Origin of the sequence: Hymenobacter amundsenii (genome assembly GCF_002204745.1) — a bacterium.
GTDB lineage: Bacteria > Bacteroidota > Bacteroidia > Cytophagales > Hymenobacteraceae > Hymenobacter > Hymenobacter amundsenii.
In genome coordinates, this window is record NZ_NIRR01000007.1 from 129,983 (window position 1) to 150,435 (window position 20,453).

The 20,453-nt window shown below is 58.5% G+C and carries 15 protein-coding genes; 10 read left to right on the forward strand and 5 right to left on the reverse strand.

Annotated features, from left to right (window positions below):
* The first annotated feature begins 53 nt into the window (after positions 1-53).
* The 4 genes from CDA63_RS06915 (at position 54) to CDA63_RS21565 (ending at position 6,663) form a co-directional block, all read left to right on the forward strand.
* Positions 54-329: a hypothetical protein gene (locus tag CDA63_RS06915; RefSeq protein WP_088463719.1), complete on the forward strand. Its 276-nt coding sequence runs from the start codon at positions 54-56 to the stop codon at positions 327-329.
* A gap of 108 nt (positions 330-437) precedes the next feature.
* On the forward strand, positions 438-1,082 hold the full coding sequence (locus CDA63_RS06920; RefSeq protein ID WP_088463720.1) for an O-methyltransferase: 645 nt from the start codon (positions 438-440) through the stop codon (positions 1,080-1,082).
* Between the two features lie 187 nt (positions 1,083-1,269).
* On the forward strand, positions 1,270-4,212 hold the full coding sequence (locus tag CDA63_RS06925; RefSeq protein ID WP_088463721.1) for a TonB-dependent receptor: 2,943 nt from the start codon (positions 1,270-1,272) through the stop codon (positions 4,210-4,212).
* Between the two features lie 219 nt (positions 4,213-4,431).
* Positions 4,432-6,663 (forward strand): LysM peptidoglycan-binding domain-containing protein, encoded by a 2,232-nt coding sequence (locus CDA63_RS21565; RefSeq protein WP_088463722.1) that lies wholly within the window; start codon positions 4,432-4,434, stop codon positions 6,661-6,663.
* A gap of 308 nt (positions 6,664-6,971) precedes the next feature.
* On the opposite strand, the gene CDA63_RS06935 is transcribed toward CDA63_RS21565, so the two are convergent.
* On the reverse strand, positions 6,972-7,943 hold the full coding sequence (locus tag CDA63_RS06935; protein ID WP_242434589.1) for a fatty acid desaturase: 972 nt from the start codon (positions 7,941-7,943) through the stop codon (positions 6,972-6,974).
* 395 nt (positions 7,944-8,338) lie between these two features.
* Here CDA63_RS06935 and dnaE point away from each other — a divergent pair, with 395 nt between their 5' ends.
* Together dnaE and CDA63_RS06945 are read left to right on the forward strand one after the other, a co-directional pair.
* On the forward strand, positions 8,339-12,022 hold the full coding sequence (dnaE, locus tag CDA63_RS06940) for a DNA polymerase III subunit alpha (protein ID WP_088463723.1): 3,684 nt from the start codon (positions 8,339-8,341) through the stop codon (positions 12,020-12,022).
* A gap of 103 nt (positions 12,023-12,125) precedes the next feature.
* Positions 12,126-13,445 (forward strand): hypothetical protein, encoded by a 1,320-nt coding sequence (locus CDA63_RS06945; RefSeq protein WP_126546762.1) that lies wholly within the window; start codon positions 12,126-12,128, stop codon positions 13,443-13,445.
* Between the two features lie 239 nt (positions 13,446-13,684).
* Here the strand turns inward: CDA63_RS06945 and CDA63_RS06950 are convergent, their stop codons facing one another.
* Positions 13,685-14,530 carry a YsnF/AvaK domain-containing protein gene (locus CDA63_RS06950; protein ID WP_242434590.1) on the reverse strand — a complete coding sequence of 282 codons (846 nt, stop codon included), beginning with the start codon at positions 14,528-14,530 and terminating at the stop codon, positions 13,685-13,687.
* Positions 14,531-14,571: 41 nt separating this feature from the next.
* A complete protein-coding gene (locus tag CDA63_RS06955) occupies positions 14,572-15,024 on the reverse strand; it encodes a YsnF/AvaK domain-containing protein (RefSeq protein ID WP_088463725.1) in 453 nt (150 codons plus the stop codon).
* Positions 15,025-15,472: 448 nt separating this feature from the next.
* On the opposite strand from CDA63_RS06955, the gene CDA63_RS06960 reads away from it, so the two are divergent.
* From CDA63_RS06960 to trxA, 4 genes are all read left to right on the forward strand, one after another.
* On the forward strand, positions 15,473-15,994 hold the full coding sequence (locus tag CDA63_RS06960; protein ID WP_088463726.1) for a GbsR/MarR family transcriptional regulator: 522 nt from the start codon (positions 15,473-15,475) through the stop codon (positions 15,992-15,994).
* 118 nt (positions 15,995-16,112) lie between these two features.
* Positions 16,113-17,030: a TIGR01777 family oxidoreductase gene (locus CDA63_RS06965; RefSeq protein ID WP_088463727.1), complete on the forward strand. Its 918-nt coding sequence runs from the start codon at positions 16,113-16,115 to the stop codon at positions 17,028-17,030.
* A 99-nt stretch (positions 17,031-17,129) separates the two neighbouring features.
* Positions 17,130-17,498 (forward strand): hypothetical protein, encoded by a 369-nt coding sequence (locus CDA63_RS06970; RefSeq protein ID WP_088463728.1) that lies wholly within the window; start codon positions 17,130-17,132, stop codon positions 17,496-17,498.
* 222 nt (positions 17,499-17,720) lie between these two features.
* Positions 17,721-18,050 (forward strand): thioredoxin, encoded by a 330-nt coding sequence (trxA, locus tag CDA63_RS06975; RefSeq protein ID WP_044016382.1) that lies wholly within the window; start codon positions 17,721-17,723, stop codon positions 18,048-18,050.
* A 91-nt stretch (positions 18,051-18,141) separates the two neighbouring features.
* Here the strand turns inward: trxA and CDA63_RS06980 are convergent, their stop codons facing one another.
* A complete protein-coding gene (locus CDA63_RS06980; RefSeq protein ID WP_088463729.1) occupies positions 18,142-19,110 on the reverse strand; it encodes a TonB family protein in 969 nt (322 codons plus the stop codon).
* A 239-nt stretch (positions 19,111-19,349) separates the two neighbouring features.
* A complete protein-coding gene (locus tag CDA63_RS06985; protein WP_088463730.1) occupies positions 19,350-19,835 on the reverse strand; it encodes an AsnC family transcriptional regulator in 486 nt (161 codons plus the stop codon).
* Between the last annotated feature and the right edge of the window lie 618 nt (positions 19,836-20,453).

A 20,453-nucleotide genomic window follows, 5' to 3' on the forward strand; every position in this document is an offset into this window, starting at 1 on the left:
ACTTTTTAACGCTGTAATAACAAAAACACACAGTTCTTCTGTAATCACAGGTCATGATGTACGTAGATTTGAGCACATTTTTTGAGTCTGATGTGAGTTCTATCCGTGGCAAGCAGCAATTGCTTGCTAATATTGCGTCTGACAGTGTAAATAATAAAGAGCAAATGAGTATTGAGGGCAATGTCTTTAGATTAATCATAGAGTACAACGATAAAAAAGTGGAGATATGGGACGCCATAATGGACTCTTTGGGATATGAGCAAGAACCATATACCTCCACTCTTGAAGATTTTATTACGTCACTAAAAGCATACAATCCAGGCAAGTAAAACTATTTCTACTCTTGCATTTGATTGATTAAATCACCTAGGCAGCTCATTAATGATATTTAAGATGATTATTTGATCGTAATTATTTTACCTGCAATATTTTCCAACATGTACTCCCCCGACGACGCTCAACGCTACGCCGACGACCACACCAGCCCCGAGAGTGCGCTACTGGCTGGCCTCAACCGCGAAACCTACGTGCAGGTGCTCCATGCCCGGATGCTGTCGGGGCACGCGCAGGGGCGGCTGCTGAGCATGCTCAGCCACATGATCCGGCCGCGGCGGGTGCTGGAGTTGGGCACGTTTACTGGCTACTCGGCTCTGTGCCTAGCCGAAGGGCTGGCCCCGGAGGGTGTCCTGCACACCATCGAGCAGAACCCCGAGCTGGAAAACCGCATCCGGCGCTACGTGGCCGGGGCGGGTTTGCAGGAGAAGGTGCAGCTCCACATCGGCGATGCCCGGCAATTGCTGCCGCAGCTAGCCGAAACCTGGGATTTGGTGTTCATCGACGCTGATAAAATCAACAACGACGCCTACTACGAGCTGACTTTGCCCCAGGTCCGGCCCGGCGGGTTTCTACTGATTGACAACGTGCTCTGGAACGGCAAGGTACTGCCCGATTACCCCGTGAAGCCCGCCGACAAGGACACCCACGCCGTGCGCGCTTTCAACGCCAAGGTGCAGGCCGATGAGCGGGTGGAAAACGTGCTGCTGCCCCTGCGCGACGGGCTGCTGCTGGTGCGCAAAAAGTAGCGCGACCAGCGGGCATGTTCGTGGGATTCGCGTGAATTTCGGCTAAGCCGGAAAAATAAATTTATGCGACTCCGCACTCGTACACCGCATAATTGGCCGCCAGACGGGCCATCAGCCTATTCACCGTTAAACGCGCCCGGATTTTTGGTGTCTATGGAAACCAGTGACCTTTCCGTACGACCCGATAATGCTCCGTTTTAGCTGCTTTATTTTCTCGATTATCCTGTTCTCTACTACCGCTCAGGCCCAGACTACCGTCAGTGGGCGGGTGCTGGACGCCGGCGACCAGTCGGTGCTGATTGGAGCCAACGTGCTGCTGCTGCAACTGCCCGATTCGGTGAAGCGGGGCGCGGCTGTGGAGGCCGACGGCTCCTTTGTGGTGCGGGGCGTGCCGGCGGGCCGCTACCGGCTCACGGTATCGTTTCTGGGCTACCAGGATTTGCAACGAACCGTGGAGGTAAGCAACCAACCGCTGAGTTTGGGCAACCTGACGCTGCGGGCTGGCGGGGGCGTTGCCCTGCAAAACGTGGAAGTAGTGGGCAAAGCTGCCGCCGCCGTGCAGAAGGGCGACACGGCCCAGTTCAACGCGGCCGCCTTCAAAACCAACCCCGACGCCAACGCCCAGGACCTCATCACGAAGATGCCCGGCGTGGTCGTGGACCCCAGCACCGGCAAGCTGCAGGCCCAGGGCGAGCAGGTGCAGCGGATACTAGTAGATGGCAAGGAGTTTTTCGGCAACGACCCCGATGCGGTGCTCAAGAACCTGCCGGCCGAGATAATTGACAAGATTCAGGTCTACGACCGGGCCTCCGACCAGGCCCAGTTCTCGGGTTTCGACGATGGCAACCAGCAGAAAACCATCAATATCATCACCAAACCCAAATTTCGCAACGGTACGTTCGGACGGGTGGTAGCCGGCTACGGCCCCCTTGATGACCGGTACCGGGTGAGCGGCAACGTGAACAAGTTTGCGGGCAAGCAGCGGATTTCGGTGGTAGCCCAGAGCAACAACATCAACGAGCAGAACTTCGGCACCGACGATTTGCTGGGCGTGGTAGGCAGCTCGGCCCAGGGCGGCGGGGGCCGGGGTGGACGCGGGGGCCGGGGCGGGGGCGGTGGTGGCCAAAGCGGCGGTAACGTGGGCGATTTTCTGGTCAACCAGCAGGGCGGCATCAGCCAGACCCACGCCCTGGGCCTGAATTATTCCGATACCTGGGGCACCAAAACCGATGTGCAGGGCAGCTACTTCTTCAACCTGAGCGACAACAACAGCGCCACCAACCTGCTGCGCCGCTACGTGCCTACTGCGGGCCAGACCCAGGATTTGCGCTACCAGGAAAACTCCCGGGCCACGAGCCAGAACATCAACAACCGCTTCAACCTGCGCCTCGACCACAAGTTCGATTCGCTTAACTCGCTGCTGTGGCGGCCCAGCCTGTCGGTGCAGCGCAATACCGGCACCAGCCTGCTCGACGGCAACACGTTTCTGGTGCAGTCGGATGCCAACGCCGCACCCCAGGGGGCCAACAACAGCTCCTACCGCTCGGCCCTGACGGGCATTTCGGCCGCCAACCAGCTGCTGTACCGCCACCGGTTTGCGCGCCGGGGCCGCACGTTTTCGGCGGGCCTGAACACGAGCTACAACGACAACAGCGGCGACAATAACCTGCTTTCCAGCACCACCTTCTACCGCGACAACCAGCCCCTGACGAGTACGCTCAACCAGTTCTCGGAGCTGCAACAAACCGGCTGGAACTGGCGCGGCAGCCTCGACTACACCGAACCGCTAAGTGAGCACAGCGCCCTGCAACTAGAGTACGACCTCTCGTACACGCCCAACAATTCCAGCAAGAAAACCTTCGATTTTGAGGCCAATGAGCAGCAGTACAGCCGCCTCAACGACACGCTCAGCTCCGTGTTTCAGAGCCGCTACCTCACTAACTCGGGCGAATTGAGCTACCGCTACCAGAACAAGGATTTGCAGTGGTCGGTGGGGGCCGAGGTGCAAAATGCCCAGTTGCGTAGCGACCAGGAGTTTCCGCGCCCCGGCCAGACCCAGCGCAGCTTCCTGAGCTTGCTGCCCAACGCCCGGCTGCGCTACAACTTCTCGAAGCAGCAGAACCTGCGCCTGAACTACCGCACCAGCACCAACCCGCCCGGCGTGAGCCAGCTGCAGGAGGTAGTCAACAATTCGAACCCGCTGCAGCTCACGACCGGCAACCCCAACCTGCGCCAGGAAAACCGCCAGAACCTATTCGTGCGCTACTCGGCGGCGGTGCCCGAGAAGTCGCGCTCGTTTTTCGCCTTTCTGGGCGGCTCCTACACCAATAACTACATCACCAACAACACCATTTATGCCGGTACGGCGCCTCTGACGGTCGATGGCATCACGATTCCGGCCGGGGGCCAGCTTACCCGGCCCGTGAACCTGGACCAGCAGTACTCGCTACGCACGTTCGCCAATTATGGGCTGCCGCTGGCCTTCATCAAGTCGAATTTGAGCGTGAACGCCAGCGCCAACTACTCCCAGACGCCGGGGCTGGTATTTGGCGAACTGAACTACAACCGCACGCCTTCTGTGGGGCTGGGCGTGAGCTTAAGCAGCAACATCAGTCCCGAAATAGACTTCACACTCTCCTCAAATTCGAGCCAAAGCTACGTGCGCAACAGCCTGCAGCAGCAGCTCAACAACCGCTATTTCCGCCAGAACACCAGCCTGCGCCTGAGCTGGATCGTGGCTAAGGGCATTACGCTCAAGTCCGATGTCAACCACCAGCTCTACTCGGGCCTGTCGGCGGGTTTCAACCAGAATTTCGTGCTCTGGAATGCCTCATTGGGCAAGAAAGTATTCGCCAACCAGCAGGGCGAAATCCAGCTCAATGCCTTCGATTTGCTGGGCCAGAATAACAGCATCCAGCGCAATATCGCGGCCGCTTATACCGAGGATGTGCAGACCAACATTTTGCAGCGCTACTTCCTGCTGAGCTTCACCTACAACATCCGCAGCTTTGGCAGCGGCGCGGATCGTAGCAACGACGACGAGGGCCGCCCCGGCGGCGACGGTCTGCGCCCCGGTGGTGACGGCCCCCGGCCCAATGGCGGTTTCGGTCGGCCCGGGGGCGGGTTATAGGAGTTGAGCCTTTTAGGATGTCATTCAAAGCATGTGGCTCCATGCGCCACTTACCCTGGCTGACGTTCGTTGTAGGCGAAATCTGTTAAAACTATTCTCCTAATCGCTGGCACTTACCCACCAGCCGATCAACCAGCCCCGAATTTTTGCGCTATTTTGCGGCCCGACGAGGTATGCCGCGCACTATTAGGCGGCGGCTCCGCTATTTGCCTGCTGCTTATGAAACGAGTGTATCTTCTGCTACTCCTGCTGCTTCCGCTGCTGGGAGCAGCGCAAACGGTGCCGGTTCCGGCCAACCTCACCCTGGGCGGGCTCCGCTTGCGTCTCACGGATGGCGGCCGCTCCGCCCTCCAGCAAAAAGTAGACGCCCTACGCCGCCACCAAGCGTCGTTTCAGAAGCAAGTGGTGCTGGCCGATGCTTACTTCCCGCTCATCGACCGCGCTTTTCAGCAGGAAGGCTTGCCCCTGGACTTCCATTTCCTGGCCTTGCAGGAGAGCGGCTTGCAGGGTGATGCCCAGAGCATTCACGATGCCGTGGGCTACTGGCAGTTCAAGCGCGAGTCGGCCGCCGATTTTGGGCTGGTAATGAACGAGTCGGTAGATGAGCGCAAGCACATCGTGGCCTCCTCCCGGGCAGCGGCCCAGTACCTGCTGCGCAACAACAAAACGTTTCACAACTGGCTCAACGCCCTCATCAGCTACAACCTGGGCCTGACCGGCGCCAAGCCTTACACCCTGCCCACCGACTTTGATGCTACCGAAATGGAGATTTCGGAGCGCACCAACCCCTACGTGCTCACGTTTCTGGCCCACAAAATAGCTTTCGAGCCGGCCCTGAACCTCAACAATCCGCCACCATTGCAGTTCCAGGAGTTTCCGGCCCCGGCCGGGCAGGGGCTGGCGCTACTGGCCCAAAGCCTGCACCAGAACCCCGACGAGCTGGCCAAGCACAACCGCTGGCTGCTGGCTCCTACGGTGCCCACCGACCGTGCCTACACGGTGCTGGTGCCCATTAGCGACCCGGCCCAGGCCACGCTGCTGGCGGCCCAGCAAAAAACTGCCGCCGCCGGCCAGCTTCTCAACCAGCCTTCGGCTGATCCTGAAAACGCTGACTTTGTGCGCGTGAATGGCCTGCGGGCCCTGGTGGCGTTGCCCGGCGATACCAAGGAAAGCCTGACCAAGCGCGGCAACATCAAAATGAAGCGCTTCCTGCAGTATAACGACCTATTCGTTTTCGACCAGATTGTGCCCGGCCAGCCCTATTTCCTGCAGAAGAAGCGCGATAAGGCAGCCGTAGAGTACCATGTTGCCCAGCCAGGCGAAAGCGTGGTTGCAGTGTCGCAGAAGTACGGGCTGCGGGCCAAGGCCATCTGGCAGAAGAACCGCATGGCCCGCAACGAGGAGTTGCGGCCGGGTCGGGTGCTATGGCTGCAGCACACGCGCCCTCGCACTACGCCCGTCGAGTTCGTAGACAACCGCAACAGCGCCGCCCTGGCCGCTTTCGAGAGGCCCGTCAGCAGCTCTTCGGCCCTGCAGCCCAACCGCAAGCGCACCTTCGACGATACCGAGCCTTACCGAGGCAGCACCGCCCAGACCAGCCGGGTCTTGGACGATGCCGTGGAAGACAACTCCACGGCCGATAGCGCCTCGGACGAGAAAGTGGAAAACCTGAACGACTTGCCCCCGGCTCCCGCAACTGCCCCAGTTTCCGTGACCCGTCCGGCCGCTCCCGCCCCGGTCGTCGTTTCGGCTCCCGCTCCAACTCCGGCTGCCACTACTTCGTCGCTGCCGCCGCGCAAGCCCCTACCCGCGCCGCGCCCCGTAGCCGACGAGCCCCGCGATATGGCTTCTGCGCCGGCTCAAGCAACGGCCGCGCCGGCCCCAGCGCCAGCTCAGGCCGCCCCGCGCCCCGCCACGCCGGTTTCGCGCCCACTGCCGGCCCCAACCGAAGCACCCCGTCCGGTTACGGCAGCGCCTGCCCCCGCTACCACACCGGTGCCCGCCACGCCGGCAACGGCCCCTACCACTACGCCAGCAACCGTCACCTCTACTATGCCAACTCCGGCCCCGAGTGGGCCGCCTACTATTGTGGAGGCAGTACCGGCCAGCGGTCTGCACACGGTCGAGCCCAAGGAAAACCTGTATTCGGTGGCCCGGCGCTTCAAGCTGCGGCCGGCCGATATCATTGCCTGGAATGAGCTACCGGCCAACCCATCCCTCCAGATCGGGCAGGTACTACGGGTGGCCCCACCAGCCACTGGCGCGGCGCCTGCATCCACCGCTGCATTGGCGGCTCCTGTTGCCGTGCGCCACACCGTGCTGGCAGGCGAAACGATGTACGCCATTTCGCGTCAGTATGGCGTTACCATCAAGCAGATTATGGAGTGGAACAGCAAGCCTGACTTCTCCGTGAAGCCCGGTGAAGTACTGCTCATCACGCCCGCGAAGTAGTGGGTAAGCGGTCCTTTACTGGGCCAGACTGCAGCCCTATTCGGGCCCGACAAGCGCCACTGCTGAAGCAGTTTGGTAACCAGAGACAACTAACGCTTGCTACATCGCCCGGATTTTCGCAGGCCACTTCGCAACTAATAATAAAAAGGGAAAGCCACTCCCGGGAGTGGCTTTTCGCATTACCGGCCAGATGGCACAGCCTGATAGGCTACCTTAGGCCGCTGCCTGCAACTGCACCGGGCGGGCCATGCGGCGGGTGCGGGATTTGAGGAAGATGACAACGTCGGCGTCGGAAGTGTAGTGGTTATTTAGGTCCACGAAGTGCGGGCCAGCAGGTCGTAGCGGCGCAACATCAGGAAGGCGAAAATGTGCAGGAAGTGGATGCCATCGAACACCACGGACTGTTGCTGGGCGTAACTGGCCAGGTTCTGCTGGAAGTGGTGGGGGTGGTCGGTCCAGTGCAGGGCTGGCTTGAGGTGGTGGCTGATGTGGTAGCCGTCGTTCCAGCACTTGCGGTTATACTTGGTATTGATGCACGTGATGCTGTTGGTGTAGCAGTTGCCGGGGTCGGCGCTGTCGATAAAGGCGTGCTGGCTCCAGTTGCCGAGCATCATCACGGCCCGGGTCACGAGCACCGGCAGCACCAGCACGGCCAGCACGGCCGGCAGGTTCACGCAGGCCAGCGCGGCGCACGTAACCAGGTAAGCCACTTCGCCCCGCAGCAGGCGGCCGCGCAGCTTGAGCTTGCGGGTGCGGCCAAAGTAGCGCACGAGCTTAGGAATGCCGAGCAGGAAAAAATCGGCGAGGTAGCGGCCGAAGCTGGCGGCCGAGTCGCGCTGGTAGAACATGGTGGAGCTTTCATCATCGGGCAGGTTATTTTCCGGATGATGCATGCCCAGGTGGTGGGTGAAGTAGGTTTCCGGCGTTTGGCCGAACAGCGGTCCAACCACCCACGGAATGTAGTGGTTGAGGCGCGCGTACTGTTTTTTGAACAGGATGCGGTGGCTGGTGCAGTGCAGCATCAGCCCAAACGGCCCCTTGAAGTAGAACGTCGTCAGGAACATATACACCCCGAAGACGCCCCACCACCAGCCCCGCGGCAGGCCCGGCACGAACAGCACGGCCGCCAGTGGCAGCAGCGTACACGTTATTTCCAGCAGCAGGTAGAGAAAGGGCAAATCCCGCTTGTCTTGTAGAAACTGTTGCAGCCAGCGGCCGAAACGGGAAACGGGGGCCGCCGGGTCATACACCGGGTCGGTAAGGGAATCGAAAGACTTCATGCGAGCTACAAACCGCCGGATGGCAGCTAGGGGAATCAGCGAAAAAACATAGATAGTTGGGACGCCGGTGGCGCAGGTCTACGTAAGAATACTTGGCCGCCGAAGTAGGTCTGGCGACTGGAATGAATGTGGCGATATAGCAAATAAGGGCAACTGTAATCCCCGGCAATCTGGTTCTGGTTTCGCCGGGTTGTAGCGGTTGAGATTCCTAAGGTACGGGCTTTGCGCTTCGCACCGCACTTGGCCCGGTCATACAGGAAATCCGTTGCCGCGCAACCTTTCGCGCCCACCAATTACTGGGTAACTTTACCCTGGCCCACGGCTGAATCAGGAATCAGGAAGCCCTCTGAACGGCATTCCTAATTCTCAATTCCTACTGCTTAATTGAAAAGAAGATGCCCGTTTTCTCGCACCTGCACTCGCACACCCAATATTCGCTGCTCGATGGTCAGGCCTCCATTTCGGCTCTGATGAAGAAGGCGTCGGCCGATGGGATGCCCGCTGTGGCCCTCACCGACCACGGCAACATGTTCGGGGCGTTCAACTTCGTGGCCGAGGCCAACAAGTACAATGTGAAACCCATCGTGGGCTGCGAGTTTTACATGGTGGAAGACCGCCACAAGAAGGCCTTCAGCCGCGAGAAGGGCGAGCGGGACAAGCGCTACCACCAGCTGCTGCTGGCCAAGGACCAGGACGGCTACCACAACCTGAGCAAGCTGTGTTCCATGAGCTTTATTGAGGGCGTATACAGCAAGTTTCCGCGCATCGATCGGGAGCTGCTGCTCAAGTACCACAAGGGCCTGATTGCTACTTCCTGCTGCATCGGGGCCGAGATTCCGCAGGCCATTCTGTTCCAGGGCGAAGCTCAAGCCGAGGAGCTGCTCAAGTGGTGGCTGGATGTGTTCGAGGACGATTACTACATTGAGATTCAGCGCCACGGGCTGATGAACTTCGATGGCACCGGCAAAAGCCAGGAAGACGTGAATCAGGTGCTGCTCGGGCTGGCCAAGAAGTACAACGTCAAAGTCATCTGCACCAACGACTCGCACTACGTGGAGCAGACCGACTTCGCGCCCCATGACATCCTGCTCTGCGTGAATACCGGCGAGGAGCACAGTATCCCGGTCGGCGACTTTCAGACTCAGTATTTCCGGCTGATTTCCCAGGATAACAAGGTGCTCTACGACCACCTCGACAACCTGCGGCCCCTGGCCGGCCAGGATGCCGCCGTGCGCCGCCAGCTCCAGCGCATCGATGAAGAGGCCCAGGCCCCCCGGCCCAAGTCGCGCTTCGGTTTCGCCAACGACCAGTTCTACTTCAAGAACCAGGCGGAGATGAACGCGCTGTTCGCCGACGTGCCGGAAAGCGTGGACAACACGAACGAAATCGTGGACAAAATCACGCCGCCTAAGCTCCAGCGCGACATTCTGCTGCCCAACTTCCCGATTCCGGTTGAGCACGCCAACGCCGACGCCTTCCTGCGCCACCTCACTTATAAAGGTGCGTTTGAGGGCGAGAAGCGTCGCTACTCCGACCGCACGCCCGAAATTGAGGAGCGGCTGGACTATGAGCTGCGCGTGATTGAGACGATGGGTTTCGCGGGTTACTTCCTCATCACCCAGGACTTCATCAACCACGGCCGCAACATTGGGGTGGCCGTGGGGCCGGGCCGAGGCTCGGCGGCGGGCTCGGCCGTGGCCTACTGCGTGGGCATCACCAACATCGACCCCATTAAGTATTCGCTGCTGTTCGAGCGTTTCCTGAACCCTGAGCGCGTGTCGATGCCCGATATCGACATCGACTTCGACGACGTGAACCGCCAGCGCGTGATTGATTACGTGGTGGGCAAATACGGCAAAACCCAGGTGGCCCAGATTATCACCTTCGGTACGATGGCCGCCAAATCCAGCATCAAGGACGTGTCGCGGGCCATGGATCTGCCCCTGGCCATGGCCAACGACCTGGTGAAAATGGTGCCCGATCAGGTGGGGACCACCCTCACCAAGGCCTTCGCCGAAAACCAGGAGCTCGACATGATCCGGCGCGACGAAGCGCCCGACAACCTGCGCGGCCAGATTCTGCGGCTGGCCACCCAGCTCGAAGGCTCGGTGCGCAACACCGGCATCCACGCCGCCGGCATCATCATCGCCCCCGACGACATCACCAAGTACATTCCGGTTTCGACGTCCAAGGAATCGGAACTGCTCATCACCCAATTCGACGGCAAGGTGATTGAGAGTGCCGGGATGCTCAAAATGGACTTCCTGGGTTTGAAGACGCTCACGATTATCGTGGATGCCATCAACCTGATTGAGAAAAATCACGGCGTTAAAATCGACATCGACGAAATTCCGATTGACGATCTGAAAACCTACGAGCTGTATCAGCGCGGCGACACCATTGGCACGTTCCAGTTTGAGAGCGAGGGCATGCGCATGTACCTCAAGGACCTCAAGCCGACCAACATCGAGGACCTGATTGCCATGAACGCCCTCTACCGCCCGGGCCCGATGCAGTTCATCCCCAACTTCATCAACCGCAAGCACGGCCGCGAGGATGTTGACTACCCGCACGAGCTGCTGGAACCCATCCTGAACTACTCCCAGGGCATTATGGTATACCAGGAGCAGATTATGCAGGCGGCCCAGATTCTGGCCGGCTACTCGCTGGGTGGTGCCGACTTGCTGCGCCGGGCCATGGGCAAGAAGGATATGAAAAAAATGGCTCAGGAGCGGGACAAATTCTGCGAGGGGGCCAAGAAGCTGCACGGCATCGTGGCTAAAAAGGCTAACGAGGTGTTCGACGTGATGGAGAAGTTTGCGGCTTATGGCTTCAACCGCTCCCACTCGGCCGCCTACTCGCTGGTGGCCTACCAGACCGGCTACCTCAAGGCCCACTACCCGGCCGAGTACATGGCCGCCGTGCTCACCAACAACATGGGCGACATCAAGAAGGTAACCTTCTTCATCGAGGAAGCCCGCAAGCAGAACGTGGCCGTGCTCGGGCCCGATGTCAACGAATCCATCCTCAAGTTCAACGTAAACAAGCAAGGCCAGATTCGCTTCGGCATGGCCGCCGTAAAGGGCGCGGGTGAGGCCGCGGTAGAGGAAATCGTGCAGGAGCGCGAGAAGGGTGGCCATTACGCCGATATTTTCGACTTCTCGCGCCGCGTAAACCTGCGGGCCGTGAACAAGAAGACCTTCGAGAGCATGGCTCAGGCTGGCGCCTTCGACTCGTTCGACCGCTACCACCGCCGCCAGTTCCTGGAAGCGCCGGGCAACGACCAGAGCCTGATTGAGAAGGCCATGAAAGTGGGCCAGCAGCACCAGGCGGCCAAGGAGTCAGCTCAACAGAGCCTGTTTGGCGGCGGCGGCGGCGAAATGGCCATTCCGATGCCCAAGATTCAGGATATGGAGCCCTGGAGCCCCACCGAGAAGCTGCGCCGCGAAAAGGAAGTCGTGGGTTTCTACCTCTCGGGCCACCCGCTCGACGACTTCAAACTGGAAATTGACTCCTACTGCACCTGCGGATTAGATAAGATTGAGAGCTACAAGAACCGCGACATTACGGTGGCCGGCCTGATTTCGAACGTGCTGTTCAAGACCACTAAAACTGGCCACCCCTTCGTCAGCTTCAACATCGAAGACTACGATTCGAGCCTCAACCTTGCCCTGTTCCGCGACGACTACACCAAGTTTTCCAGCATCATCAACCCCCGCAACTACGACAAGGAGCAGGTGCCGCCCATGTTCATCCGGGGCAAGTACGCCCAACGCTTCCGCGACTCCGACCAGTTCGAGTTCAAGATCATGACTATGGAGCCGCTCTTCAACGTGGCCGAGAAGCTGGCCAACGGCGTACGCGTGCAGTTGGACCTGCGCACCATCACGGAGCCCTTCATGGACCGCTTCATGGAAGCCGTGGAAAGCGCAGCCGGCTCGAAAAAACTCGAAATCAAGTTCGCCGAGCCCCACGAGCACCTCGCCGTAGACACCTATTCGCGCCGCTACCGCATCGAGCCCAAGGAATTCATCCGCAAAATGCGCGAAATGGAAATTGAGGCCTGCCAACTGATATAAGTTGCTGGCTGCATTGCTTTTTCGCTGATTAATCCGATTTTTATAGCCGCCACCGCTTTCAAAAGCCGTGGCGGCTTTATTTCATCCTACATTACAGTTGCTGATGTCGTTATCTTTTCGCGGGGGTCTATCAGTACTTATCTTCTTGGTAGGCGTACTACTAGCTCGGCCGGCGGTGGCCCAGCACTACCTCAACCTGAGCCGCCAATTAATTACCCTACCATCCCGAACGGTATACGTGGCTCAATTGCTAGATGGACGGCCCGACAAACTACCGATTGGCCTAGTCTATCAGGGCCTGAACGGCCACTCGACGACTGTACTCTTCCGGCGCGGGCTGGAATCGGAACTCACCGAGTTTCTGCAGCAGCAGGTGCCCGCACGCCCCGCCGACCATGCCGTGGTGCTGTGTTTACGGCAGTTGCGGGTGAGCGAGCGAATGGCGGGCTTAGGAGAAAAGGCCAGCGCCGATTTGGCGGCCGACGTGTACGAGCAGCGGCCCGATGGCTACCATTTCGTGCGGAGCGTAGCGGCCCACACGTCGGCTCGTACCCCCGAAGCCACCGATTTGCATGCGTACCATGTCGCGCTGCTGTTGCAAAAGTGTTTGGAGCAGCTCACGACCTACGACTGGTCCGAAGCCGCTACCGGTCCGACCCTGACCCTCGGTCAGCTACTTGCCGACACGCCCCCGGCCACGGTCCCAGCAGCCTCGGCGAGCGGACCCGCTATGCTGCGGGAATTTCCCCGAGCGGGAGTATATTACACGTTCGAGCAGTTTCTGACCAACACCCCCGCCCCTGGCTTGCGGGTCTCAGCCGATACGGTGGCCTTTGGTTTCGGTGCCCCACAGGCCCGCCTGCAGTGGCTGGGCGTGCCCCGGTTACGGGTTAAAGTAGTTAACGAGAAGAACCAGAACCAGCCCACCAAGGAGGTATGGGGATTTTCGGATGGTCACCAACTTTTTGTACAGCACCAGAAGAACTTTTTTCCGCTGCATCGCCACCGCGACTTTTTTACTTTCGTAGGCGAAACTCCCCCCGACGTTGCCTACATGCAGGCCCGCGCCCAAGCCCAGGCCCGGGCGCAACTGAGCGCCGCTGCTTTGGGCGTCGGTTTCTCGCGGGTTCACGGCATCGACCACTCGGCCGAGCCGATGGGCTACGCCCTAGATATGCGCACCGGCGAGCGGCCAGTTTCCGAACCCACTGCTGCCCCCGCCAGCCCGTACCGACACGGCTTATATCTACCTGTACCGCTATGCCGACGCCTCAACCGCGCCAGTTGCTTTTTCGCTCGACAACCAAGCGGCCGGCCAGCTACCAGTCCGCGAATACCTGGAGATTCCTTGTCCTTCGCCCGGCCGGATACTTCGGCTGTGCCTGGAGTTGCCTGGCTGGCCCTGTCAACTCATCATACCTAACCCTGCCGGTCTCAATTATTTGCGCGTGACAGCCAACGGCGGAGACACTAAACGGCCGGTATGCGAGTGGGTTAGTACCCGGCAAGGTGAGACCGATCTGGACGAAATAGACCGGCAGAAACAGGCTGGGGCCCGGTAAATATCACCCATCACTACGCAGAACGCCCCGCCCGGAAAAACCGGACGGGGGCGTTCTGCTTCGATCGAGAAAAGCGATAAGCTTCCTTAATGCAGGATTGTTATTTCGTGCGGTTCTGGTCGTTGCGCACGTCTTTGGTACCGAGCTGCTCCACATCTACTTCCGTCTTGCGGACCGTTTCGCGGATTTTTTCCTCGTGTTCGGTTACTTTTTTGCCCAGCGTTACCTCTTCCACTACACGGGCCTCTTTGCCCACTACGGCCCGCTCAGCGCGCTCGGTTACCTCTACGTTACCTTCTTTGAAAGCATCGAAGTCGGCCTCCGTAGCCGGACGGTTTACCGCCTTACGGTCCACGCTCACGTGCTCTTCCCGCAACCGGACGCTGGCTTCTACCGGGCGCTCCACAATGCGGCTGCGCAGACGGGCACCACCGGTTTGCTCTACGCGCTTGCCTACCTGGAGTTTCTCCTCGATTACCTTAGCCGAAGCCACACCGTCGTTGGTAGTTGCGGCGGCATTGCCGGCCGCCATTGCATTGCCTTTGTAACCAGTCTGCTGGGCTTTCTCGTTCACGTCGAGGGCTCCGGCATTGTCCATTATTTCGGCAGCCTTGTGGGCATGGTCAGCCGACTTGCAATGCACCGTTACCATCGAGTGGCTATTGCGGGCTACATGCGAATAACGGTTCGCATCGTCGTCGTCGCCGAACAGGTTGCTGAAGAAGTTACCGATGCTGTCGCCAGTACGACCAGCGGCGTCGCCTGCTGCTTCGGTAGTAGTTCCGGTGTTGTTATAGTAGTTGCTACCCTGTTTCGAATCGCGGGAGATGGTGTCCACATCGTCGAGCGAGAAACCAGCTGCTTTGAGCTGCTGAGCCGCTTGCTGAGCGTGGGTGGCGGTATCGAAAATTCCTACTACGGTCTGGTTCATGGTATTTTGATTCATGGTATTGATTTATAAGTGATTGGAAAGAAAAGAGTTTTTTTTTAAGGCTGAGGGGGCACTGAATTGTCTGCGCTACGCTCAACCCTGATTTGTTCTTGGCGTAGCGTTACCGTACTGGTGTGCGGCTCTTCCACCACGCGCTTGCTGATGCGGAGTTCCTCCACAACCAACACCCGGGTAACGACCACCTCGCGCAGAATAGGCACAATCAGCACATCACCTTCTTGGCGGCTACCGGGTAGCGGCGCGTCGTCGGCCACAAACTGATTGACAGGTACATGCTCTACCTGAACTTCATCGTGCTGAAGCAACACGTTTACCTCCTGCTCGTGCTCCTGCACCGTTTTGCTGATGCGAACCCGGCCGGTTTCGACCAAGTTGCGGTCAATTACTACTTGCTCCTCTACTACGGGCAGCACCATTGGCCGACGATTTTCCGACTTTAGCCGGTTATCAGCCACCTGATTAGCATCAAAAACAGAGTCGGCTTGCATAGACAGTGAAAAGAGTAAGTAAGACGTTGCCCTTGTTATTACGCCCCTATTGGCTACTGGTTCGGGAAGTCGGTAAAGCAAGTGCCTGCTGGTCAGCCTTGGTTTTGCACTATGAATATATATATTTATTCACATACTGATTACATAAGAGCGCCTCTAGACTAACTATGGTGTATTCTTGACTTTTACAAGCTCAACTATTTGATCATTTGCCAATTGCCTGATTCGGGGATGCTTTTTTTCAAATAAATTTATGTTCTACCAGCTATAGTTTAGCTGTGACAAAACGCATTGTTCTGCTTTTGAAGTCCGAGATTTCAGCTTGGCTGAACGACGCTAAAATGCACGTGAGTGGCTATCGGATGCTCTCTATCAACGTGTCGGATTGAACTCAAAATAAACTTTCAATTTATATTGAAAGTTTGAAATCTTCTCCTACATTTGAGGCATGCAACTCGACGAAGCCAAAAGCCGGTTCATTGAAGGGTGGGGCACCTTGGGCTCCGCCTGGGGCGTGAGCCGGACCATGGCTCAGGTCCATGCGCTACTACTGGTTTCGGTGGGCGCGCTGAGTGCCGAAGACATCATGGAGCAGCTCCAGATTTCGCGGGGCAACGCCAACCTCAACGTGCGGGCCCTTATGGATTGGGGCCTCGTGCGCAAGGAGCTGCGGCCCGGAGAGCGGCGCGAGTTTTTCTCCGCCGAGAAGGATATTCACCGGGTGGCTACCCTCATTTTGCAGGAGCGCCACAAGCGCGAGTTGGCGCCCATCATGCGGGTGCTGGGTGAAATCCGGCAAGTGGAACCCTCTCCCACCGTCTCGGCGGAGGAAGCACAGGCTTTCACCCAGATGATTGGCAGCATCCAGAACTTCGCCGAATTCGCCGACCGGGCCGCCGCCACCCTCATCAAAGCCGATGAGAACTGGTTCTTGAGCACGTTCATGAAGCTCATGCGGCCCCGCTCCTAAGGCAAACCTATTTTTTTGTCATCATATTTCAATTTTTATTGAAAGTTTAATAAGAACAGGCATCGAGATTATATTCCTCGGATTCCCCTTTCTCCCTCTTCTTTTCATCCTCTCGGTTATGGAACGACCCAAACTGATTCTCGCGGGCGGCAGTGGCTTCCTGGGTCGACACCTGGCCCGGCACTTTACCCAGTTGGGCTACGCCGTAGTAGTGCTAGGACGCACCGCCCGGCCGGGCGTAGTCCGCTGGAACGGGCGTACGGTGGGGCCGTGGGCGGCGGAGTTGGAAGGAGCTGCCGTGCTCATCAACCTGGCCGGCAAATCGGTGGACTGCCGCTACCACGCCGTGAACCGCTACGCCATCGTGCGCAGCCGCACCGACAGCACCCGGATATTGGGCGAAGCCGTGGCGGCCTGTGTTACTCCGCCGGCAGTGTGGCTGAACGCTTCCACGGCCACTATTTACCAAGACACCCGGGAAGCACAGCCGGCCAATACGGAAACCCACGGCTTGCTCGGGCGGAATTTCTCGGAGACGGTTGCCCAGCGCTGGGAAGCCGAGTTCAACCTGGCCCCGGTGCCCGCCACCCGCCGCGTAGCCCTGCGTGCGGCCATTGTGCTGGGTACCGATGGAGGAGCGCTACCCGTAATGGCCCAACTGGCCCGCTTCGGCCTTTGCACGCCGCAGGGCAGCGGTCAGCAATGCATCAGTTGGTTGCACATCGCCGACTTCTGCCGGGCCGTGGAGTTTCTGGTGGCTCGCCCAGACCTAGAAGGGGCGTTCAACCTCTGCGCCCCCGCACCCCTGTCCAACCACGCGTTCATGGCCCTGCTCGACCAGCACTACCGCCCGCGCTGGCACCTGCCGCAACCCCAATGGCTGCTCGAAATCGGGGCATTCCTGCTGGGCACTGAAACCGAGCTGATTCTTAAGAGCCGCAAGGTGATACCGGACCGCCTGCTCAGCGCGGGCTTCCGGTTTCGGTTTTCCGACTGCCCCACCGCCCTGGCCGATTTACTGCCGCGGCTAACCTAACTCCTGCCTGGGCCAGCTTCAGCAGTAGCTCGATTATTCTTCAGCGCAGCTCTCATTCTTCATCTTTCTTTCATTCCTCACCCTTTTTCCCTTACTACCATGAACTTTCACCTCCTCGTTTACGGCGTGTACCTGCCCGCCACGGTTGTACTCACGGTCTGGGTCGCCCGCACATTGTTCACCAATGGCCGCACGTTTCTGGTCGATATCTTTCACGGCAATGAGGCCCTGGCCGATTCGGTGAACAAGCTGCTGCTAACGGGTTTTTACCTCATCAACATCGGCTACGCCATGCTTACGCTCCGCAGTACCGACCCCATCGGTAGCTACCAGCAGAGCGTGGAACTGCTCAGCGTGAAGGTGGGAACCATCATCCTGATTCTGGGCGGCATGCACTTCTTCAACCTCTACGTGTTCTACAAATTACGCAACCGCGCGCAGCAGTACGCCAAGGCGTATCACTCTTGATGCCTGCTAATTAACGCCGCCCGATGTGGGTTGTATTCTGGCCCCGGTAGCCGCGCCTTGCCTGGGGCGTAGCCGCCGGGGCTCCGGGCAGGTTGGGCGGCAAAACTGCCACTCTGGCCGAAGTGAACTTTCCGGCCTACTCCTTGTTGGAACGCAATCTGCTACCTTGCGGGCCGCTTGTTCGTATAGAAGCACTACACCTTTCAACCAAACCTGACTATCATGGGACATAAAGCCATCGAAATCACGGATGCTAACTTCGACCAGATCATCAACTCCGACAAACCCGTACTCGTGGACTTTTGGGCCGAGTGGTGCGGCCCCTGCCGCATGGTGGGTCCGGTAGTAGAAGAGTTGGCCGGCGAATACGAAGGCAAAGTCATTATCGGAAAAGTCGATGTGGACGCTAACCCACAGACGTCGGCCAAGTTCGGCATCCGCAGCATCCCGACCCTGCTCGTGTTCAAGAACGGCCAGGTAGTCGATAAGCAAGTGGGTGCCGTGCCTAAGCACGTACTGGCCCAGAAGCTCGACGCCCAGGTAACGGCTTAAGTAACTACTATACTTCCCCTGCGCGACAATTCAAAAGTCCCCCGGTGCTGCTACGGCAGTTCCGGGGGACTTTTGCTTTCGGGGGTCGCCGCTAATCGGCGGGGTCGGGGGCGGCGGCGTGGGCTTCGGAAGGCGGCCCTTGGGGGGGCTTAGGCCCCGCCGCCAGCGAGAATCCCGGGCCGAAGTAGATGGGAATTGTGAACGTCATGGCTGTGGGCAGGTTGTATTCGCGGCCCGCTTCGAAAGGTGGCAGGCTGGCTACCACCCGCTGGGCTTCCCGGTCGGCTTCGGCGGCCAGGCCCTGCACCACCCGTACTTGGCTCACGCGCCCGTCTTCGCCCACCCGGTAGCTTACCAGCACATTGCCCACAATGCCCCGGCTCCGTACTTCGCGCGGGTAGCTGGTATTGCGGGTCACGAAGCTCAGCAACGCCGCCTCGCCGCCCGGAAAACGTGGTAACTCCCGGGGCCGCACGCGCTGCATGTACGGCGAGCCATCCTTATTGAAGAAAGCCAGCGCCAGCGGCTTGCCCTGGCGGTCGGGCATCTCAATAGCACTCAGTTCACCGCTGTCGTAGTAGTAGCGCCACTCCCCTACCGGGCGGCCGGCGTGGTAGTGTCCTTCGGAGCGCTTCTGCCCGTTGCGGTGCACCGACAGCCACCGGCCTACCCGCTGCCCGTCGGCATAGTCGCCGCGCTGGCTTACGCGGCCGTCTTCGTACCAGCCCAGGTACAGGCCGTCGGCCTCGTCGTTGCGGTAGTGCACCTGGGCAGCCTTGCTGCCGTCGGGGTGGTACCAAGTGAGCAGGCCAACGCGCACCGGCGGATCGATGGACGTGAGCGTGCCCTTCAGCAGTAACCCGCCCGTGAGGGAAAACTCCCGCATGGCGTAGGTGCCCAGTAGCTCGTTTTTACGGTCGATGAGCCGGTAATGAGTCGCGCTATCAGGGACGGTGGGCTGGTGCTGGTCGTTGAGGTAGATGGCCGGCAGGGTCTGCCCCCGGCCGGGCCGGGCAGCCGACAGCGCAAAAAGCAGGAGAAAAGCGTAGCGAATTCTCATGGGCAGCCCGGTTAATAATCCAATTCGGATTTACTAAATATAGCCTACCGGCAAGCAGTGAGCAACTTTCGATGAAAATTCTATTTTTAATCCTACATAAGCTTTTTGGCAGTCTATTCCTGCGCGGCCACCCTACCCGGCAACAGCTACCCCTGCCCTACACAGAAACCGGCACTGCAGACCAGCACCCAAGGTCGGATGCCGGCCCGCAGTGCCGGGAAGCATGGGGCGGGGCGTGCTTAGCTGGCGTCGCCAGTTATTTCTTGCAACTGAATGGGCCGATTGAAGGCTTCTTCCAGCGAAATCAGGGTTTCGGTGCGCTCTATACCCTCAATCAGCTGAATCTGCTCGTGCAGTACTTCGCGCAGATGGTTGGTGTCGCGGCAGATGAGGCGTGCGAAAATACCATAGGCGCCGGTGGTAAAGTCAATGCTGACCACCTCCGGAATCAGGTAGAGTTGCTTCACAACGCCCTCATATACCGAGCTTTTCTGCAGGTAGATTCCCAGAAAAGCCCTCACGCCGAATCCCAGCTTCTGGTAGTCGATTTTAAGCGTGGCGCCCTGCACGATACCAAGTTCTTCGAGCCGTGCCATGCGGACATGCACTGTTCCACCCGATACATGCACTTTGCGGGCGATTTCGGTGTAGGGCGTTTTGGCATCTTCAATCAACAGGGCCAGAATCTTCCGGTCGGTGTCGTCAAGTTCGTAATTACGGGCCATTTTATTCTGTGTTGATTAACTATATTTTAATGAAACAGGCAATGCCTTAAAAAGTATGTAAAAATTCAGCACAAATCTGACTAAAAATTTTACCATACCAATATGATTACTACATTTGTCATAATCCAACGCGAAAGGTGCCGGATTATTTTGACACTGTAGAATGATGAAACTGGCAGACATACCCTCCTCTCTCGGGGGTGGAGATTCGGGAAAAACTGGTCCGGCGGCCGGCTAACTACTCCTTGGAGGTTCGAATCCTTCTTCTACAGCACAATGGCTTTGGGTGGGACTATGTGGGGAGGGATTAACGGAACATATCTGGGTGGGTATGTTCTGAATTGAGAGGCGGCATCTGGGTGGGTGCCGCCTTCTTTTTTCTTATTTTGCCAATATTCTGCTCATTCAGCAGTTTTTTTGGTCATTCTGGCATCAGCTTTTATAACCGGCCGCAAAGATCATATTTTCCGGTTAATACATCATTGCCACGGATAAAATAAAGGTTGCGTGCCCCGGCTCTAGAGCCTGTTATGCACTGGTAGCGTAATTTGGGGTATGGCACAGCAAAGAGCATACCCCAGCGACGTAACGGATGGCGAATGGATGTTTGTAGCGCCC

Coding starts and splice junctions, on each gene's coding strand:
- CDA63_RS06915 (WP_088463719.1), top strand. CDS start 54: ATGATGTACGTAGATTTGAGCACATTTTTTGAGTCTGATGTGAGTTCT.
- CDA63_RS06970 (WP_088463728.1), top strand. CDS start 17,130: ATGAACTTTCACCTCCTCGTTTACGGCGTGTACCTGCCCGCCACGGTT.
- trxA (WP_044016382.1), top strand. CDS start 17,721: ATGGGACATAAAGCCATCGAAATCACGGATGCTAACTTCGACCAGATC.
- dnaE (WP_088463723.1), top strand. CDS start 8,339: ATGCCCGTTTTCTCGCACCTGCACTCGCACACCCAATATTCGCTGCTC.
- CDA63_RS06980 (WP_088463729.1), bottom strand. CDS start 19,110: ATGAGAATTCGCTACGCTTTTCTCCTGCTTTTTGCGCTGTCGGCTGCC.
- CDA63_RS06935 (WP_242434589.1), bottom strand. CDS start 7,943: ATGAAGTCTTTCGATTCCCTTACCGACCCGGTGTATGACCCGGCGGCC.
- CDA63_RS21565 (WP_088463722.1), top strand. CDS start 4,432: ATGAAACGAGTGTATCTTCTGCTACTCCTGCTGCTTCCGCTGCTGGGA.
- CDA63_RS06945 (WP_126546762.1), top strand. CDS start 12,126: ATGTCGTTATCTTTTCGCGGGGGTCTATCAGTACTTATCTTCTTGGTA.
- CDA63_RS06965 (WP_088463727.1), top strand. CDS start 16,113: ATGGAACGACCCAAACTGATTCTCGCGGGCGGCAGTGGCTTCCTGGGT.
- CDA63_RS06950 (WP_242434590.1), bottom strand. CDS start 14,530: ATGAATCAAAATACCATGAACCAGACCGTAGTAGGAATTTTCGATACC.
- CDA63_RS06920 (WP_088463720.1), top strand. CDS start 438: ATGTACTCCCCCGACGACGCTCAACGCTACGCCGACGACCACACCAGC.
- CDA63_RS06925 (WP_088463721.1), top strand. CDS start 1,270: ATGCTCCGTTTTAGCTGCTTTATTTTCTCGATTATCCTGTTCTCTACT.
- CDA63_RS06985 (WP_088463730.1), bottom strand. CDS start 19,835: ATGGCCCGTAATTACGAACTTGACGACACCGACCGGAAGATTCTGGCC.
- CDA63_RS06955 (WP_088463725.1), bottom strand. CDS start 15,024: ATGCAAGCCGACTCTGTTTTTGATGCTAATCAGGTGGCTGATAACCGG.
- CDA63_RS06960 (WP_088463726.1), top strand. CDS start 15,473: ATGCAACTCGACGAAGCCAAAAGCCGGTTCATTGAAGGGTGGGGCACC.